This is a genomic window from Streptomyces inhibens, from assembly GCF_022221585.1.
Classification (GTDB): Bacteria; Actinomycetota; Actinomycetes; order Streptomycetales; family Streptomycetaceae; genus Streptomyces; species Streptomyces inhibens.
Window position 1 is genome coordinate 849,826 of sequence record NZ_CP084681.1, and the last position, 18,591, is coordinate 868,416.

16 protein-coding genes are annotated in these 18,591 nt (G+C 68.9%); 9 read left to right on the plus strand and 7 right to left on the minus strand.

All coding sequences use genetic code 11. From position 1 onward, the window contains the following. Window positions 1–69 precede the first annotated feature (69 nt). Complete coding sequence (locus KI385_RS04080; protein ID WP_238570851.1) at window positions 70–945, minus strand: hypothetical protein; 876 nt, start codon at window positions 943–945, stop codon at window positions 70–72. Window positions 946–1,018: 73 nt separating this feature from the next. Next, on the minus strand, window positions 1,019–1,468 hold the full coding sequence (locus KI385_RS04085; protein ID WP_238570852.1) for a hypothetical protein: 450 nt from the start codon (window positions 1,466–1,468) through the stop codon (window positions 1,019–1,021). Window positions 1,469–1,631: 163 nt separating this feature from the next. On the opposite strand from KI385_RS04085, the gene KI385_RS04090 reads away from it, so the two are divergent. Beyond that, window positions 1,632–2,711 carry an ArsR/SmtB family transcription factor gene (locus KI385_RS04090; protein WP_238570853.1) on the plus strand — a complete coding sequence of 360 codons (1,080 nt, stop codon included), beginning with the start codon at window positions 1,632–1,634 and terminating at the stop codon, window positions 2,709–2,711. 116 nt (window positions 2,712–2,827) lie between these two features. Here the strand turns inward: KI385_RS04090 and KI385_RS04095 are convergent, their stop codons facing one another. Together KI385_RS04095 and KI385_RS04100 are read right to left on the minus strand one after the other, a co-directional pair. Beyond that, the gene (locus tag KI385_RS04095) at window positions 2,828–3,136 is read right to left on the minus strand and encodes a hypothetical protein (RefSeq protein WP_238570854.1); all 309 of its coding nucleotides are present in this window, start codon (window positions 3,134–3,136) and stop codon (window positions 2,828–2,830) included. Window positions 3,137–3,294: 158 nt separating this feature from the next. Continuing rightward, on the minus strand, window positions 3,295–4,575 hold the full coding sequence (locus tag KI385_RS04100; RefSeq protein WP_238570855.1) for a helix-turn-helix transcriptional regulator: 1,281 nt from the start codon (window positions 4,573–4,575) through the stop codon (window positions 3,295–3,297). Between the two features lie 353 nt (window positions 4,576–4,928). Here KI385_RS04100 and KI385_RS04105 point away from each other — a divergent pair, with 353 nt between their 5' ends. The 6 genes from KI385_RS04105 to KI385_RS04130 all read left to right on the plus strand — a co-directional run bounded on the left by KI385_RS04105 (window position 4,929) and on the right by KI385_RS04130 (window position 12,225). Beyond that, window positions 4,929–6,302: an ATP-grasp domain-containing protein gene (locus KI385_RS04105; protein WP_238570856.1), complete on the plus strand. Its 1,374-nt coding sequence runs from the start codon at window positions 4,929–4,931 to the stop codon at window positions 6,300–6,302. Then, the gene (locus KI385_RS04110) at window positions 6,299–8,317 is read left to right on the plus strand and encodes a PEP/pyruvate-binding domain-containing protein (RefSeq protein WP_238570857.1); all 2,019 of its coding nucleotides are present in this window, start codon (window positions 6,299–6,301) and stop codon (window positions 8,315–8,317) included. The genes KI385_RS04105 and KI385_RS04110 overlap by 4 nt, the downstream gene beginning before the upstream one ends. Next, window positions 8,314–9,663, plus strand: a complete 1,350-nt coding sequence (locus KI385_RS04115; RefSeq protein ID WP_238570858.1) for an MFS transporter — start codon at window positions 8,314–8,316, stop codon at window positions 9,661–9,663. Before KI385_RS04110 ends, KI385_RS04115 begins: the two co-directional genes overlap by 4 nt. A 166-nt stretch (window positions 9,664–9,829) precedes the next feature. Continuing rightward, window positions 9,830–10,000, plus strand: coding sequence for a 50S ribosomal protein L32 (rpmF, locus tag KI385_RS04120; protein WP_238570859.1), 171 nt, complete (start codon window positions 9,830–9,832; stop codon window positions 9,998–10,000). 6 nt (window positions 10,001–10,006) lie between these two features. Beyond that, entirely contained in the window at window positions 10,007–11,188 is a 1,182-nt protein-coding gene (locus tag KI385_RS04125; RefSeq protein WP_238570860.1) for a GTP-binding protein, read from the plus strand. Between the two features lie 311 nt (window positions 11,189–11,499). Beyond that, window positions 11,500–12,225 (plus strand): tyrosine-protein phosphatase, encoded by a 726-nt coding sequence (locus KI385_RS04130; RefSeq protein ID WP_238570861.1) that lies wholly within the window; start codon window positions 11,500–11,502, stop codon window positions 12,223–12,225. Between the two features lie 164 nt (window positions 12,226–12,389). Here the strand turns inward: KI385_RS04130 and KI385_RS04135 are convergent, their stop codons facing one another. Together KI385_RS04135 and KI385_RS04140 are read right to left on the minus strand one after the other, a co-directional pair. Then, window positions 12,390–13,223 (minus strand): alpha/beta fold hydrolase, encoded by an 834-nt coding sequence (locus KI385_RS04135; RefSeq protein WP_238570862.1) that lies wholly within the window; start codon window positions 13,221–13,223, stop codon window positions 12,390–12,392. A gap of 832 nt (window positions 13,224–14,055) precedes the next feature. Beyond that, window positions 14,056–14,529, minus strand: coding sequence for a MarR family winged helix-turn-helix transcriptional regulator (locus tag KI385_RS04140; protein WP_238570863.1), 474 nt, complete (start codon window positions 14,527–14,529; stop codon window positions 14,056–14,058). A 50-nt stretch (window positions 14,530–14,579) separates the two neighbouring features. Between KI385_RS04140 and KI385_RS04145 the strand changes: the two genes are divergently transcribed. After that, window positions 14,580–15,044: a MarR family winged helix-turn-helix transcriptional regulator gene (locus KI385_RS04145; RefSeq protein ID WP_238570864.1), complete on the plus strand. Its 465-nt coding sequence runs from the start codon at window positions 14,580–14,582 to the stop codon at window positions 15,042–15,044. A 448-nt stretch (window positions 15,045–15,492) separates the two neighbouring features. Here the strand turns inward: KI385_RS04145 and KI385_RS04150 are convergent, their stop codons facing one another. Continuing rightward, entirely contained in the window at window positions 15,493–16,221 is a 729-nt protein-coding gene (locus KI385_RS04150; protein WP_238570865.1) for a hypothetical protein, read from the minus strand. Between the two features lie 1,203 nt (window positions 16,222–17,424). Between KI385_RS04150 and KI385_RS04155 the strand changes: the two genes are divergently transcribed. Beyond that, complete coding sequence (locus KI385_RS04155) at window positions 17,425–18,399, plus strand: creatininase family protein (protein WP_238577555.1); 975 nt, start codon at window positions 17,425–17,427, stop codon at window positions 18,397–18,399. Window positions 18,400–18,591 lie beyond the last annotated feature (192 nt).

Below are 18,591 nucleotides of genomic sequence, written 5' to 3' on the forward strand. Positions count from 1 at the left end.
CATGTCGGTGAACCGGTCGACGCCGCAGCAAAGGTTCCCGTAGGCCACCCGCGGCGTGACGGCCATGGCTCATCCGCGTTCGAGGACCCGGCGGGCGGCCTTGAGCCACTGGTCCTTTTCGGCCTTCAGCACCCGGAATTCCTTCGAGTGGCTACGAATGGCGTCGTTCTGCATCCGGGTCTCCACGCCGGCCCAGACGGAGACGAGATCGGTTTTCTCCTTGCATCGTATGTCCGCCTGCGCCACGGTGATTTCCCGTCGGGAGGGTCGAGTTGACTTTCCCCACCGGGCATCACCGGTGACTGTGAGCGGGGCGGAGTAGCGGAAGCCCTTCTCCTTCATGCACGCGCTCCAATTACGGACGACGCGTACCACCTCACTGTCGCGCCTGGAGGCGTCGAATTCCTCACCGATGCGCCGGTTGAACAGGGACTGGTCGGATTGCGGAATCCCTCGGAGCAGGCTTTCGTGCGCCTGCTTCCAGCACCCTCCCCCACCCTTCTTGCCGAAGACGGCCAACTGTTCCTGTTCCGGCAGCTTCTTTCGTGCGTCCCATGCCGCTTCGCGGCGGGTCAGCTCCTGCGGGGCCGGCGGCAGGTGGTAGCCGAAGCGGGCGGCGATTTCCGATTCGATGAGTCCGTAACGTCGCCGGTTCGACGGGTCCCAGTCGACCCCGCTCGGCCGGGGCAGAGCCTTCCATCCCCTTCCATGTTCACGCATGCAGTCACGGATCAGGAGATCTTCGGCGGACTCGATGGTATGGATCTGAGGAGTGGATATCGCGTATGCGTCGAAAGGCAGGACCAGGCGTCGCGCCTCCTTGCCGATGGAAGAGACGACGGGAACATCCGCTTCCTTCCGTGACGACGGCTCTGCTGTCGCCGACGAACACCCGGTGGCCAGGACAAGGAGAGCCAGGGCGGCAAGCGCGGAACGGGATGACATGGTGAGCCCTCTGACAGTCATGAGTCAGGGGTGGGGCACCGGTGGAGCCCGGCGCCCCACCCCGAACGCGCTCCTACCGGAACCGGACGCAACTTGCCTTGTTGTCAAAGCCGTTGTTCGTCAGGTCGGAGTCCTTGCTGTGCGGTCGGCTGGAATACTTGGCGCCGCCGCAACCGTGTCCATCGTCGGCGTCGGCGTACAGATCCGCCCAGCGGTCCGTGTCGTTCTTGACCGAGCTCGTGCCGTTGTTGATCGTCCTGCGGGCGTGGTCGCCCCCGATCCACTTGTTGTTCGCCACGTTCCCGTCGGACCGGGCGAAGGGGTAGTACCCGTTCTTGAAGTTGTCGTCCTTGTAGACGTAGAACTTGCCGGCCTGCACACCGAATTCGGCGGAAGCCACGGCCGGTGCGGAACTCGTGGAAGGCGCGGCACCGGCGGTCGCCGTTCCGAGGCCGAGCAGGCTCACTGCACTCAGCGACGCGGCGGTGAGCGTGAGGACGAGTTTGCGCTTCATCTGTGTCATCTCCCCATGAGGTCATGGTCTGTCGGTGCGGCGTGGCTGGTAGCCCGGCCCCCTTCCCCGTGGTCTCAGGGGGCCTCGCCTTGCGACAGAGACGATTCAAGTGCTAATCAGAGGACACGTACAGGTGATTCGAGGAGACTCGAATGACACGGGGGAAGTGCCGATGCTTCAGTTACGCCTGAGCGCGGACTCGCTGGCCGCAACCTGCTTTGCCATATCGCCTTTGATGCAGGTGGGGGCCGTGATTCACCCTCGCTACCCGGCGGCCTCGCACCATGAAAACTTCACGGGCCGAGAAGTCAGGGAGACCCTCCGGGAACGGCGGCTGCACCTGCTGTCCGCCCTGCGCCGTGAGATCCGCGGCTACGCCCCCGGCTTCATGGCCGGGCAGAGCGACAGTCCAGGGTCCGACCTCGCGGGCGAGCTCCACCGGGTCGCCACCACGCCCACCCATCTCGTCGCCCGGCAGATGGACAGAGTGCTGCGCATGTCGTCCCCACGGGACAATCCGGCATCCTCGGCCGAGCCCACGGTCCGGACATTCCTGGAGCGGGGAGAGCGGGAGTTCGCGCAGAAAGTCGCCTGCGAGCTGGAGCAGTTCTGGAACGATTGCCTCGCTCCTGTGTGGAGTTCGATCGCTGCGCGGGCGGAAGCCGACATCGACGATCGGGCGCACGCCATCGCCCGGACGGGCCTGAGCGGCGCCCTCAATTCCTTGCACCCAATGATCGCTTATCGCGACAACACCCTGAGCGTCGGCAGCGGGCGCGGGGCCGATGTGAGCCACGTGGACTGCGGACGGCGACTGTCCCTCTTCCCTTCCCCTTTGGCTCCCGGCTGGCTGGTCAGCGTCGACCCTTGGAATGAGCGCGGCACCAGCATCATCTATCCGACGCGCCGCCCGAGCAGGCCAGGCAGTCGAGGCGGGCCGGGCGGCAGGGCGGAACAACCGTGGGGAAACGTCATCGGCCACACTCGTCTCGGTTTGCTGACGCACCTGGACTCGCCGCACACCACCACTGAACTTGCCGAACAGCACCATATGAGCCCGTCGACGGTCTCCTACCACCTCACGCGGCTCCATCAGGCAGGGCTGGTCACGCGCACCCGCGCGGGAAACCGTGTGTACTACCAGCGCACCACGAAGGCAGAGCGGCTCCTTGACCCGCCAAGCAGCCCTGCCGGTCCCACCGCACGACGGCAGGACCGTCCGGGCCGCCTCGGGCAGAGGCCGGTCACGTAAGCCAGAGGAATCGTGTCGACCTGAGGCACGTTCGCGGCCGCCGCCCCCACTGGCAAAGCCGGGCCGGCACTACAACCCGGATTTGTCACGTACGGACTGCTGGATCCTGCCCGTGGCTACGGTTCGAGCTTGTAGGAGAGCGTGTAGTAGGCGTCATCCTCGCGGAACTTCATCTCGCCGTAGCCGGCGAGGGGGACCTGCTCGCCGAGGAGGTCGTCGTCATCGGCGCTGTCGCTCTCGTACATGCGGACGACGGCGACGTCGCCCTCGAACCGGAAGGACTTGTTGATGTCGCGCTTGCCGTCCTCGCCGATCCGGGTCGAGTAGACCGGCTTCCCCCCGTTGATCGTGATGTAGATGTCGTCCTTACCGTTCCAGTCCTCCTGCTTGACGCATTCGAGCCGGCCGATGTTCAGGACACCCATAGGTTTTCCCCTCGTGGTCGTTGGTTCGCGCCTGCGAAGGTGATCCTGCCCGCCGGAGATCAACGGTCACTAAACGGCGGCGTCGGGAACGGCCCCTCGGCGGCGGCCCGCTTCGATGCGATGGCGTGGAAGTACCGGGCCCGGGGCGGCCGGGCCCGTCAGGTGGCTTTCCGTGGCGGTCCGGCGGTCGCCGGGCGCGGGGGCCAGATCTGGGGGGCGAGGATGCCGAGGACATAGGCGCGAGCGACCAGCGCGCACCTGTTGGGGGCGTCCAGGAGGTCCCGGAGGCGGCTGAGGTGGTAGTCGACGGTCTGCCGGGAGAGGTGCAGCGAGGTGGCGATCTCCGCGTTGCTGCGGCCGGCCGCCAGCAGGGACAGAATGCGTTCCTGACTGGCCGTCAAGGCAGGGTGGGACTCGTGGGCGATGCCCTGGTGGGTGACGACCGCCCAGACGCTGGTGGCCCGGGCCGCGCTCCGGCCCACCGTCGTCAGGTGCAGCCGGGCCCGGCGCTGCCGGCCGTGGGCGTCGACGAGCAGGGCGGAGGTCTGGATCCGCCGGCTGCGACGGGCTATCAGATCGTGCCAGCCGCGCCGCAGACCGGGTAATTCCGGGGCGGACGCCAGCACGGTGTCGGCCCGGCGGCCGACCAGGTCGGACAGCCGGATCTGCAGCAGCTCGGCGGCCGCCGCGCTCGCCTGCTGGATCCTGCCGCCCGCGGAGATCAGTGCGCACGGCAGCCCGCTGTGGTCACGCAGCGCGCACAGGCTCTCCTCGGCCTCCCGGCGCTGATGGAGCGCGCGGGTGTAGTCGCTGATGTCGATGTAGATGCCGGCCACACAGGTCTGGTTGCCCTCCTGCACGGGGAAGCGATGGCCGGCCGCCTGCCCGCTGCTGCCGTCCGGGCGGTGGTAGGTGAGCGTGTGCCGCACCGGTTTCCCGCGGGTGAGCACGTCCTTGTCGAGGGCGAGGACCCGCGCCGCGTCGGCGGGTGCGTCGACGTCCTCGACGTGTTTGCCGATGATGTGCTCCGGTGTGGTGCCGTACAGATGGGCGTAGGCGTGGTTCGCCCACAGGTGGCGACCGCCGGCGTCCCGGATGAAGGCCGCGGCGGGGGCGAGATCGGCGAAGGCGTCGTAACGACGGGTGGCGGCCGGGCCGGTGCCCAGCTCCACGGCGAGCCCGCGGGAGCGGCCCTGCCGCGGCGCGCCGAGACGCCAGTTCACCTCGAAGAGCCGGCCGTCGAACTGCGCCTGCCAGTGGCTGAGGCCGGCAGCAGGCGGGCCGGACAGCTCCTGGCGCACGGTGTCCAGGAAGCGCTGCGCGGTCCCCGTGTCGCCGAAGGCGCCACCCCCGCTGTCGATCACCCGCAGTTCACGGTCGGCCTCCCACCAGGACACCGGAAGGTGTTCGAGCAGCGACTTCAGACCGGTCTCGTCCACGACGGCCTCTCTGTGGTGAAGAGTTCAACGACGGCGCATGCCGCGCCACCGGCATGCGTATCCCGCGCCACCCGGGCGCATACCCGCTTCTCGGCCGATTTGGACGCATGCGCCCCGGCCGCCGGACGCACTTCCTCCGCCGCCATACGGCATCACGGAATCTTCACCGGCTGACTGCGAACTCCACAACTCTGGCGTTTGCCTGAGTGCGTGAGGCCCGCAGTGGCGCATCGGGCGGCGCCCTGCTGCTTCGCTTGAGGTACGGCGAACGGACAGCGATCCGGGCGTCGTCGGCCGCCCCGGTCCACCGGTAGGTACGGCCCCCCACCCGCCTGTAGAGGAGTCGGATTCCAGTGAGCACGGTGCTGTTTGTGTATGCCAAGGGCGGTCCGCCCTTGGGGTATGCCCTGTCACGGGTCGCCGCGCGGTCGGCAGTGCACCTGCTGGCGCTCAGCACGCTTCCGCCCACCGTCGCCCCGGCCGCCGAGCGGCTGTGCGCCTCGGTGCTGAGCCCCGCCGGGTCCGAACAGGACGACCTGGTGTCCTTGATCGTCTCCCGGGCCGAGGCCGTCGGCGCGGACGCGGTCGTCACGTTCTCCGAGTACGCGGTCGTCGCGGTCGCCGAGGCCTGTGCGAAGCTCGGCCTTGCCGGGGCCGGCGGCTCCAGTGCGCTCGCCCGCGACAAGCGGCTGATGCGCCGCACCTGGATGCAGCGGGGCATCTCCCAGCCGCGGTTTCGTCCGGTGGCCGACGAGCAGGAGCTCCGCGACGCGGCCGCCACGCTCCGGCTCCCCCTCTTGCTGAAGGCCGCCTGGAGCGCGGGCTCGACCGCACACCAGATCATCCGCTCCGCCGACGAGATACCGGCGGCCTGGGAGCGGGCGGGCGCCGTGATGGCCGAATCCGCGGAGCTGGGCTACGCCGAACTCCATGTGGCCGGAGCCGGCGGGGACTTCCTCGTCGAGGAGATCGTCCCGGGCACCGCCGACGGCTGGTTCGACCAGAGTGGCTGGGGCGACTACGTCAGCGTCGAGGGCGTCGTCGCCGACGGGGAGTTCCGCCCGGTGTGCCTCAGTGGCCGGATGCCGACCGTGGCGCCGTTCACCGAGCGCGCCGGCATCACCCCCGCGGCACTGCCGGACGACGCCCAGCGGCGCATCGTGGCTCTCGCACGCGACGCCGTCGACGCGCTGGGCCTGGAGAACTGCGGTACCCACACCGAGATCAAGCTCGGTGCGGACGGCCGGATGTGGGTGATCGAGACCGCCGCACGGTTCGGTGGCGCGATGACCGTTCCACAGATCGAGGAGGTCTTCGGCCTGGACCTCATCGGCATGCTCGTCGACCACCTGCTGGGGCGTCCGGTCGTATGGCCCGCCCAGGCCCTCACCTCCCAGGAGGCGCGCGGCGCGGCCGGCTCGCTCGTCGTCCTTGCCGTCGATGCCGCCGGTGACGCCTGGCCGGACCGCCGCGTCTGGGATTTCCCGACGGTACGGGACACGGTGCCGGTCAGCGACGGCGGCCGGCTGTCCGTGGTGGCCGAGAACTCGCTCCCGGACGGCACGCCGGTGCCGGTGTACGACCCGGCCGCGGGCGCCAACACGATGGCGGCGCTGTGCCTACTGTCCGCCACCGACCCGGAGGCCGTGCTCCGCGACTTCCAGGCCCTGGTGCACGCCCTGCCGAAGATCCTGCCCCTCGCCGGCGCCACGGAGGCCCGCTCATGAACACCACCACCGTCCTGCCGGCCGCCGCTCCGCGTCCCGTCGCCGACCGCACGGCCGTCGGCGAGCACCTTGCCCTGCCGCTGTTCCGGAGCCTGTCCGGCTCCCTGGCCGGCCACCCGTACCTCAAGGTCGTGGTGGACCGCGCCGAGGACACCTGGCACCTGCTCGACACCGCCGTCCACCCCTTCCACGTCGACTACATCGCCACCCGCGTCCTCGGCATGGAACCGGCGGAGCTGGACTCCTGCCTGGACGCCTTCAACGCCTCCGTCTACATGGCCCCCGACCGCCGCTTCCTGCTGGGGGTGCTCTCCTTGCACACCGACGAGGACACCGAGGGCCGCCGCCGGCCCTTCCTCGTCCTGGAGACGACCGAGGCCGACACGATGGACGGCGCGTTGCTGGAGGAGTTCTACACGTACGTCCGCCACCGGCTCGACGGCCGGCTGCCGCTGCTGCTGAAACCGGCGAACCACGGTCAGGAGCACGCCCTCGCCCCGATCAGCGACGTCCGGGTGCCGCGGATCCTCAGCCACGAGCTCTTCGGCCATCGCACCCGCACACCGCTCAACCCCGGAGAAGCCGCCGGCCGGCTCCGCCACTTCCGTACCCCCGAGGAGTACGCGGCCGCGGCCGGCGCCCTCGGCGGGTCCGACATCCTGGCCATGCCGTGCCTGCCGGATGACGTGCCGCGCGTCGCGGGCTTCATCAACACCGCGGCGACCACCCCGCTCTCGCACACCAACGTCCTCGCCGCCGGCTGGGGCATCCCCAACGCCATCGTCCGTGACCTGGACCGGCTCATCGACGCCGAGAGCCTGGACGGCGGCTGGGTCCGCTACCGGGTCACCGAGGACGACATCAGCCTCGTCCCGCTCGCCCCGGCGGCGGTGCCGGCCGCCCCGGCCCGGCGCCGGCAGCCGATCCGGCTGCAAACTCCGCTGCTGGACGACATCTCTGCGCGGCCGTTGCGCCGGCTGCGCCGCGCGGATCAGAACCGTTACGGCACCAAGGCGGCCAACCTCGGGGAGCTCCACCACGTCCTGGACGCCCGCACCGCCGACCTCACCGCCTTCCACGGGCAGCCGCGACCGCCCCGCCCCGACCTCTACCGCCATCTTGCCGCCCGTCTCGGCACCACGCACCCGGCGGCCCCCGGGCAACTCCGGGCCGCGGCAGCCGACTTCGTGACCGGTACCGTCAGCGCGCCGGACGGCATCGCCCTTCCGTTCGGCCTGCAGCACCGCTTCGTGACCTCCTCCCCGGCACTGCGACAGGGCATCGACCGGCTCAAGGCGGCCCTCGACCGCGGCGCCCTCGATGCGGTGGAGCCGCTCTGTCTGCGGCTGCAGCAGCTCGTCCGCACCGCTGCCTTCCCCGACGAGGTGACCCGCGAAATCGTCCGGGCACTGCCCGCCGGACCGGCCGCCGGACGCCGTCTCGTGGTCCGCTCGTCCGCCAACGCCGAGGACCTGCCCGGATTCTCCGCGGCGGGTGTCTACGACTCGGTCACCTCCGTGCACGGCGCGGACCAACTCCTGGACGCCGTACGCCGGGTGTGGGCCTCCCTGCTGTCGCCGCGCAGCGTCCGGCTCCGCCAACAGGCGGGCATCTCCCTCGACGACACCTACATGGGCGTGATCGTCCAGCCGTATGTGCCGGCCGACCTCGGCGGAGTGCTGGTGACCTGCAATCCGACCAAGCGCGCGGACTTCCGCAACGTCTGCCTCAACTGCTCGCCCGGATCGCCCGAGGCCGTCGTCGACGGCACGGCGCTGCCCCTGCAGTACCTCTACAACACGGTCGAGGGCGGTGGCCGCACCGTCGCGCTCGGTTCGTCCGGCACGGACCTGCCTGCCGCCACGCGGGAGAGGCTGGCGCAGCTGGCCCTGGCCGGCCGGCTGCTCCAGTCGCACTTCAGCGCACCGGACGTGGACCGTCCGCTCGACATCGAGTGGCTGATGACCGATCAGGGAGCGTTCCACCTGGTCCAGATCCGCCCCTACGCGCGATGAGCCGCCGCAGCGCCCGCCCGGGCAGCGCCGGTGGACCGCGGACGGCGACCCGGCCCCTGCCCCCGCGGGCCCGCCGGATCATCCGCCTGAACAACGGCTTCCAGCTGCTGTTCAACCTGCTGTGGTGGATGCCGGTCTTCTACGCCTACCAGCGGCAGGCGGGCCTCTCCGACGGACAGATCTTCGGCATCCAGAGCATCTACTACGTCGCCTTCTGCCTGTTCGAGATTCCGACCGGGCTGGTGGCCGACCACATCGGGGCCCGCAACTGCCTGCGCGCCGGCGCCGTGGTGATGACCGCGGCGAACCTGGCCCCCGTCCTCGCTCCCACCTACACCGGCTTCCTGGTGCACTTCCTGGCGATCGCCGCCGGCCGTTCCCTGACCTCCGGCGCCGCCAGCGCCTATCTCTACGACAGCCTGCGCGCCCAGGGCGCGGACGAGCACTACCTCAAGGCCGAGGGACAGGCGAGGGCCTGGGGCCTGGGCGCGAAGGTACTGTGCTGGCCGCTGGTCGGCCCGCTCATGGACCTCGCGCACGGCGCACCGTATGTACTGAGCGCCGTCAGCGCCGGCGGATCCCTGCTCTGCGCCCTGGTCCTGCCGGGCCAGGCCCCCTCCCCGCACGCGGCCGGACCGCGCCGCCGGACCGCGGCCCTGCACGACGCCGCGGCGGCGCTGCGCACGGTGCGCGCCACCCCGTGGCTCGCCATGGTCATGGTGCAGGGCGTCGCGGTCTTCACCCTCTCGCGCATCTGCCAGGTCAACCTCTTCCAGCCGGTGCTGCTGGACCACGGCATCGGCGAGAGCTCGCACGGCGCGATTCTGGCCGCCATGACCGTCGCGGAGGCGGTGGCCTCGGCCCGCCCGCAGTGGCTCAGCTCACGGCTGCGGCCGGCGGCATGGGTGACTCTGCTCAGCCTCGCGATGGCCGGGACGCTGGCGGGTCTCGCCCTCGGCGGCCCATGGACCGCCATCGCTCTGCTCTGCCTGTTCGCCGCCGTCTGCGGCTTCGTCTACCCGCTCCAGCGCAAGCTGGTCAACGACGCCATTCCACATGGCGCACCACGCGCCACCCTGCTCTCCGTCGAGAGCATCGTCGACCGCGCCGTGTGCGCACTGGCGGCCGTGGCCGCGGGTGCCTACCTCGCGGCGGGCCGCCTGGACGCACTGCTGTGGCACAGCGCGCTGCTGACCGGCGTCCTGCTGGCCGTCTGGCACCTCGCCCTACGCCGCTCCGCCCGGTCCCGCGCCCACAGCCACCCACCGGTCGCCTTGTCCGCGGCCCTCGCCCGGGACCACACCCCCCACCCGCAGGAAGCGGCCGCCCCAACCGTCGCGCACTGACGGGCCGATGCCGGGAACCGTTGTGCGCGGCCACGCGCACAACCAGGCGCTTCGGCCGTCGCAACGGCCTGTGGCGCGTCGGCATCCAAGGCATCATCCGCAATTTGGGAATGGAATCCATTTTCATATAGCCTCCTTCCGTCACCCAGTCACACAGGAGGTCACCATGGCCGTGCCCAAGCGGAAAATGTCCCGCAGCAATACCCGTCACCGCCGTGCCCAGTGGAAGGCCACCACCCCCCAGCTCGTACCCATCACCGTCGACGGCTCCCCGTACTTGGTGCCGCAGCGGCTGGCCAAGGCGTACGAGCGCGGGCTGCTGCGCCCGGAGAGCTGAGACGGCATGACGCACCACCACAACCGACTGCCCGTCACGGTCCTGTCCGGTTTCCTCGGAGCCGGCAAGACCACCCTGCTCAATCACGTCCTGGGCAACAGGGAGGGCCTGCGCGTCGCGGTCATCGTCAATGACATGAGCGAGATCAGCATCGACGCGACACTGGTACGCGGCGGCCAGGCCGCCCTCTCGCGTACCGAGGAACGCCTGGTCGAGATGGTCAACGGCTGTATCTGCTGCACCCTGCGCGATGACCTTCTCGAAGAGGTCGACCGGCTGGCCCGCGCAGGCCGCTTCGACTATCTCCTCATCGAGTCCAGCGGCATCTCGGAACCGATGCCCGTCGCGGCCACCTTCGCCTTCCCGCGCGACGACGGAGCGACGCTGGGCGACCTCGCCAGGCTCGACACGATGGTCACCGTCGTCGATGCCGCCAACTTCCTGCCGGAGCTGAACGGGGGCGACGGACTGGCCGAGCGGGGACTGGACCAGTACGAGGACGACGAACGCACCGTCAGCGACCTGCTGATGGACCAGATCGAATTCGCCGACGTCATCGTCCTCAACAAGACCGACCTCGTCGACGCACACACCGCCGACCGCCTTCAGGCCGCGCTCACCCGCCTCAACCCCGCCGCCCGCATCGTGCGCGCGCGGCACGGGCGGGTGAACTCCGCCGACATCCTCGGCACTGGGCTGTTCGACCTGGAACGGGCCCAGCAGGCCCCGGGATGGGTGCGGGAGCTGAACGGCGACCACGTACCGGAGACCGAGGAGTACGGCATCTCCAGCACGGTCTTCCGTGCCGATGCGCCGTTCCATCCCGGCCGGCTGTGGACCTTCGTCACCGAGGGACTCGACAGCGGCACCTACGGCCGGATCCTTCGCTCCAAAGGCTTCTTCTGGCTGGCCAGCCGCCCGCACGTCACCGGATTGTGGTCCCAGGCCGGAGCCGTCGCACGCTTCGAGCCTTCCGGTGCCCGCGGTGTCGGCGACAGCCAGGGCCAGGAACTGGTCTTCATCGGCACCGGGTTGCGCACCGAGGCTCTGCGAGCGGCCTTGACCGCATGCCTCCTGACCGACGGGGAACAGGAACAGCTCACCGACGACCCGTTCCCCGTATGGGACACCTACGGACTCGACGACGCCTGTGAACACGAGCACCCGGAGCTGGTGCCGCAGGCCTGACAAGCCCCGGGTTGGGCAGTGGTCGCAGCCACGGCACTGCCCAACCCGGCGTTCCGGGTCAACCGTTCCTGGTCAACGCGGGACATCACCGAGCACGCGATCGGGGAAGCCGGCCCGCGGTCGGTGCCGGTGAACGTGATGGGGGTCGTCCCGGCCCTGCGCCTGCGCGGGGTGGCGCACCGGCCCGCAACGCACTGGGGAACTCCTGCCTGGCAGGTGCCCGGCACGCGTGGCGGCGCTTCACCTCGGTCGGCGGCACCCCATGACGAAACAGCACAACTCGTCCGGCACGGGGACGTAGGGTGCGGCGGATGAGACGACACATAGATTTCGAGCGCCTGCACAACTTTCGGGACCTGGGCGGCTATCGCACCCGGGACGGCCGTACCGTGCGTTGGGGTCGCCTGTACCGGTCCGATTCGCTCTCCAAGCTCCAGGGCGCCGACTGGGACCGTTTTCTTTCTCTGGGCATCCGCACAGTGATCGATCTGCGCTACCCATGGGAGATCGAAACCAAGGGCCGTGTGCCTGATGCCGAGGGTCTCGCCTACGCCAACCTCAGCGTGGAGCATCGCCCTTACGACCAGGCTGAGATCGACCCTGACCTGGACCCCTGGCGTTTCCTCGCCGACCGCTACGCGGAGGTCGCTCTCGATGGCGCCGAGGAACTCCGTCAGGCACTAGAGATCATCGTGTCCGAGAGCGCCCCGCAGGTCTTCCACTGCGCCTCGGGCAAGGACCGCACCGGTCTGCTGGCCGGCCTGGTTCTCTCGCTCCTGGGCGTGGCCGAGGACGCCATCGCCGCGGACTTCGCACTCACCGAACTGGCCACCGAGCGGCTGATCGCGGACTGGAAAGCGGCCCACCCGGACCGGACTCTGAAGTGGCCCGGCTACGGCAGAGCGCCAGAGGAGGTCATGCGGCTGTTCCTTTCCGACCTGACCTCCACCTATGGCTCCGTGCACGACTACGCCCTCCAGCACCTCGGCGCCGACGAAACCCTGGTCTCCCAACTCCGCACGCAGCTCCTGGACTGAGCCTCGTGACAACGGTCAAGGCCCAGCACCCTCTGCGGCCAGTTGCCTCCCGCCGTCTCAACTCTTCGTACCGAGCACGCTGAACCACAGCCGCTCGTCGGAAAGCCTTCGCACTGTCAGGCACGATGGGCATTGATTGACGAGTCGGACGACCGGGCGGTCGCCTACTCCAGGAATGCCGCGGTGGTCGCCACGAACCGCTCGGCGTCGTCGAGCCACGGGTAGTGGCCTGCTCCGGGCTGAACGACGAGTTCCGCGTTCGGGAAGAGCCCGGCGAATTCGGCCGTCGACCGAGGGGGGCTGTTCAGGTCGAACTCTCCGGCGAGCAGCAGGACGGGAGCCTCGTAGCCGGCGAGCGCCGCCCTCGTGGTTTCCGGATCGAAGGCGCCGTCGGATCCGAAGAGACTGACCGCCTCCTCATTGCTCGGCCGGCTCGTCGCATGAAGAGCTTGTGCCGCGGCGTCCCACCGGCCGCAGAAGAAGGGAGCGATGGCCTCCAGGTCGCTGCCCCTGCCCTCGACGATCGCCTCCAAGGCGGCGAACGCCGCCGGGAACCACGGCTCGTTCTTCCGAAGTTGCGCGGTCTCGCGTCGCGTCTCCGCAGTGATCGTGATGCCGACGGCCCTGGTACTGGGAGTGATCAGAGTCAGCTTGCTGACGTTTCCCGGATACCGGGCCACGTACTGGGCAGCGACGTTCGCACCGGCGCAGTGAGCGAGCAGGTCCATCCGGGGAAGCCCGAGATGTTCGCGCAGGGCCTCGACATCGTCGACAAGGCGGTCGCAGCGGTAGGAGGTGGTGTCTTCGGGAAACGCGGACCGGCCGGTACCACGAAGGTCCAGACAGATCAGCGGGCGGTGCGTGGACAGGTCGCCGAGGTTGCCGAGGTAGGTGGAGTCCGCGGGGCCTCCCGGGAGGCAGACGACCGGGTCACCGTCACCGTCTCCCTCCATACGGTAGGCGAGCCGGGTTCCATCAGGCGCAGAGAAGACAGGCATGGTCAGGACCCTGTCAGCGGCTTTCGGACAACGCAATTGAGTTCCTCCTACGGCGTACCTCTGGACCACCGGCGAGGCGCCCTTGGCGATGGCACCAGCGGCCACCGCCGGGTCGCGTACCACGCCCGGACCCGGCACTCCCGGCCAACCGCCCCGCACATACCCTTCGACGTGGTCTCCCTCAGCTTCCCGGCGCAGCAGGAGCTCAACTCCAACTCCCCTGCAACACAATCGAGTTGGCGGATCTGCCATTGGTGAAGCGCGCAGTCACGCGATGGTCATCACCAGGCAGCCGGTCCGCCCGAGCCCGCCCCCACTTGCTCGGCACCCCAGGCGCCGGCTGCCTCGTGGCTGATCACGCCTGCCGCACATGCCCCTAGGTGAGTCCAGCCACCATCGACAGGATCAATCACCGCACCCGCGAACACCGCAGTGCGTACATCGACTGACACATCCCGGTCCGCGCGCCGGAGAAGTCCGGAGAAGTACGGCTCATGGAAGGGCACGTACACGCGGCTGCGGAACTGGGCAGTCAACGGCACCTGGGAACGGATCTTCACCGCGCCGCTTGCCCAGGCCCACGCCGACGAGCACCTGGACCGGGCGGTCACGGTCGACTCGACCATCGCGCCCGCGGACCGGCACGCGGCCGGGGCCCGCAAACGGGGCCCCGGCCGGCGAGCCCGACGACACGTACGCACCTGCGTCGCGCACACCCTCGCCCGCATGAAGAACTACAAGATTCTCCGAGACTGCCGCCAAAAGGGCGCCGGCCTCCACCACGCCGTCCAAGCAATCGCAACCATGCACAACCTCGCCCTCGCCGCAGAACCTAGTCGGCGCCGGAGACCACCTCGGCGAACGAGGCCACGAACGTGGTGATGAGCCGGGCGAACGCGGATCGGTCGGCGTCCGACCAGTCCGCCATCACCCGAGCGAAGACGTCCTGTCGAAGCTGGTGCATGCGGGACAGCTGCTCCCGTCCGCCGCTGGTCAGCGTGAGCAATGTGCGCCGCCCGTCGGACGGGTCGGCCTGACGGACCAGCAGCCCCTGGTCAACGGCGCGGAGCACCAAGCGACTTGCCCTCGGCTGGTCCACGCCGAGGGCGGCGGCGACATCCGTGACGCCGCACGGCAGGCCGCGGTCCTCGATGGCGTCCAGCACACCGAACAGCGTGGGATCAATCGCCCCGTCTTCATCGGGTGGCGTCAGTCGCCCCAGCGACCGACGGGTCTGGCTGCGGCGAATCGCCACCATGGCCCGCTCGACGGCGGCGACCGCCTCGTCCTGTTCGCTCTTCGACATACATGCTAGATTACATTTGTTGTAAAAATACATGCACCAGGGGGGTCGCCATGACCGGCACAACTCAACTGCCCAACGTCCGCGAGCAGCGCCCGCTCGGCTACTGGCTCAAGTACATCGACGGTGCCATTGAGACGAGATTCGACCGACTGTTCGCCGATGACGGTCTGACCCGGCGAGGTTGGCAGGTGCTGAACACCATCTCCTACGGCCCGATCACGGTCGCGGAAATCGACGAAACCATGGCGGCGTTCCTGTCCGGCGAGGAGCCGACGATGCGCCCGTACGTCGAGCGATTCGCCGAGCTCGACTGGGTGCGCGTTACCGACGCCGACGGCCTGGCACTGACCGAAGAGGGCAAGCGCACGCACCAGCGGGTCTCCGAGCAAGCCGGAACAGAACGGGTGCGGATGATGGAGTGTCTCTCACATGAGGACTTCCAGGTCCTGATGGACCTGCTACAGCGCATCGCCACCCATCTCGACGGCCTGGCGACCGAAACACCGTGTCAGTAGCCTCCGGGTGCAATGCCGCTTGAGGACCACGGCTGCCTCGCCGCAGGCGGTGGTCCCGCTGGTCGGCCGGGACGGGGACGACTGCCCGGATGGCGCGCTCGTACAAATGCTCGCGGATGGCGCGGGACGAATGCGCCTTGTCTACCAGGAGCGCATCCGGCCTGGTGCGAGGCCGGTTCGCGAGCCGGGGCCCCTTTCTGCGGGGCCCCGGCCGCGTACTGGTGCACACGCACGATATGAAGTCCACCGAAACCGACCAGCTCAGGTCGCCGTCGGCGTCAGCCCGGGCCATCAGCGCGGTGAACACACGCTCCCAGGTGTCGTCGACAGCCCACATCGGCAGCGGGTTGTAAACACCCCTCCCGCCGTACTTCACGGGCAGATGGACCCACTGCGATCCGGTCCGGAACTTCCACGCGATCGCATCTGGACGAAACGGCCCGGCCGGCTACTTCGCCTGCTGCACCTGCGCCACGATCTTCTTGGTCAGACCGAGGCCGGCGGCGCCCATATCACTGGACTGGACGTTGTAGAAGGTGGTGATGACGACCTTCCCGACCCGGGTCGCCACCAGCGTGGTGCCGCCCTCCCACTCAGGCGCGGAGAGTACGGCCTTGAGGGTCTGGTCGCCCACCTTCGGAACCTTGGTGGTCTTGATCGTCACCGAAGCGGTGGCGCCGTTGGAGGTGTCCTTGAAGTGAGCGCAGTGCTTGAGCACCTGCTCCAAGCGCGTCATGACCGTTTGCGCGTCCGCGCCTCGGAAACTGTCGATCTCCTGGTTGAACTCCTCCTGGGAGGCGTTTGCGAAGTCGCCTTGGGCGAAGGAGGCGCTCTCGATGCCGCTGGTCTGGATCCAGGCACTGGCCTCCAGCTTCGGGCAGGCGCCCGCCAAGTCGACAGCCGAGCTCGACGACGGGGGTGCGAAGGCCTTCCCCGAGTCGCGCGTGGCCTGCGGGTCGGCCTTGTAGCCCTTGGGCAGTACCCCGACCGGAAGGAGCAGGGACTTCAGCCGGGTGCCGTTGAGCAGGTCGGCGTTCGGGTCGCCCGCTGTGTGATGGGCTGACGGTCCGGACTCGTCCGTCGATGTACTGCTGGCGCCGCCGGAGGAGCACGCGCTGAGCGCGAACGGCAGTACGGCGGTTGTGGCGACCGTCACCAAGGCACGACGAAGCTTCATGAAGCCTTCTTCTGGATCAAAAACGAAATAAGAAAGGAGACGAGAGCCGTCGCGGTATGGGGGTGCGCGGTGCGGCAGGCGCTGATCGTAAGGCTGTGCAGCCGTAGCCCCCAGAGATCTGCCGCTGGCCGACTGTGAGCGCCAGCTAATCGCAGGGGGGAAGATCTCAGCAAACCGGGCAGTTGCCCCTGGTTTTCGAGATTTTGCTATGCCGAATGTCACGCGGTAAAGGCGCAACGCCTGTGGGGGCCTTGCTCAGGAATGGGCATGTAGCACCCGGATCGCACACGAGTGTCGGGGTCGCGTGCGCAGGACCGTGTGAGCCGGGCGCCGAGGCCGGGCCTGTACGGCATGTGCTGCTGGGGGCGATGCCGCACAGCGCCGACCGGCTACGGCACGGCATACGCCCACCAATCCGGAGCAGCTACTGCTGGACGCCCTGGGGACGGCGGTCTCTGATGCGAAGACCCGGGAGTGGGGCCGGGTGCACCGGGAGCAGGTCCCGCCCGGGACCGGCTGCCGATCGGTCTTGCGGAGCGTCCGCAGGGCGGGCGATACAGCAGGCATCGGCCACTCGCCCCGGGTACCGGTCGACGGCCCATCCCAGGAACGTTCGCCGAGAGAGGCTTCGTGGCCTGCGCGGCGACGGGCCCTCCTGCTCCCGCACAGGGGATGACAGGGTCCCGCCGGCCGCAGCCGCCCCCGCGCCGATGACTGGCCCGACGTCCCGAACGTGAACTGTCACCGCAAGAACGGTGACGCCGACGACAGTGCCCAGCAGAGCTCAGGGCTCAGCGCTGAAGACTCATTACAGGTGGTTCACGTCGCCGGCGACGCGGTAGGAGTGCACGGAGGTGCGATACGCGTAGGACCACGATTAGTTGCGCACCGCGTGTCCGAAGACGTACCTGCCGTTGGCGCACTTGGCCCAGGCCTGGTACGGGCCGCCCGCACAGGCGACACCCTGAGTGTTCCGCCGGTGGCAACGAGACCGGCCGCAAGCCGGGGAGACGGCGATGGGCCCCAACTCTTGAGTGAGGAGCCCGCAGCGGCTCTCGGCCACTTTGGTTACACACCGCACGACCCGCTGCCGTTCTCTCCCCGATCTGCGCGACCGGTGACCTTCACCGCCCGAGTCGAGTCCGGTTCCCCGGCATCGGTGTGCGTGCAGTGCGGGCCGAAATCACACTGGGCCGGTTGATCGTGGAGGCGGTGGTTTCATTTGTGATCTTTCTACAACGTGCCGGTCAGGAGCTGGTCGGAGCTGTTGCTCGCACGCAACGCCCGCTGCGCGCAAGGATGGCGCGGGGTTCTGCGCCACGTGGCGCAGAACCAGTCGAGGGGGGCTTCATGAACAACGGTTACTCGATCTTCGCTCGGACGATGGCCGACCTGACCTATCCGGAGGTAGAGGCAGCAGCCGAACGGGGGGCATGTGTTCTGCTGCCCACCGGGGTCATCGAACAACACGGCCCTCACCTGCCGCTGGGTACCGATGCGTACGGTGCCTACCAACTCTGTCGCCTGGTGATGGCGGAGCTGGAGCAGCGTGGGGTGGAGGCCCTGATCGCTCCGCCGGTCTTCTGGGGAATCAACCAGGTGTCGTCGGCGTTCCCCGGAACGTTCCGGACCCGCCCCGAGACCGCCGTAGCTCTGCACACCGACATCCTGGACTCCCTGTCCACCGACGGGTTTGACCGGATCTACGTGATCAATCATCAGGGGGACATCGCCCACAACCGCATGCTGCTTGACGTGGTGCAGCGACAGCACGATCAAGGGCGTACCGGGGTCGTGCTGCTGGAACCCGACTTCATCGCCGACCGGCTCGGTTGCTCATCAACCCCCGCCCTGGCGTCGTTCGCCATGCAACCGCTTTTCGAGGGCCTGGAGTTGACGGGTGAACTCGGCGTTCACGCCGAAGAGATCGAAAGCGCCCTGATGATGCGCTGGTTCCCCGAACTCGTCGACTACGACGCCATGGCCGAGCTGAAGCCGACGGGGCTGAGCGCGGAGGACCTCATGGAATGGCGCAAGGGAGGTGAACACGCCCGACGGGTGACGCCACAGGGATTCTTCGGTTCACCCAGCCCCCGTGATCCCTTCCTGTGGCGCTTCCACCAACGCATGGCCGCAGCCATGGCGGATCTCGTGACCACAGCACGGTCATCTTCCTGAACCAGCCGACCGATGACGTCACTCGCGGGCGCGTGCCCCGGGCCTGGCCTTTGCGTGCGTCCCGTACTCAGGTCTCCGTCCCGCCCTCCTGGACAAGCAAGGGCCACTGTGACGGCGGTGATGATCCTGGCCGGGGCCGTGGGCCAGGTGCGCGAGGACGCCCCGTTCCCGCCGCCGGGCGCGTGCCGCACG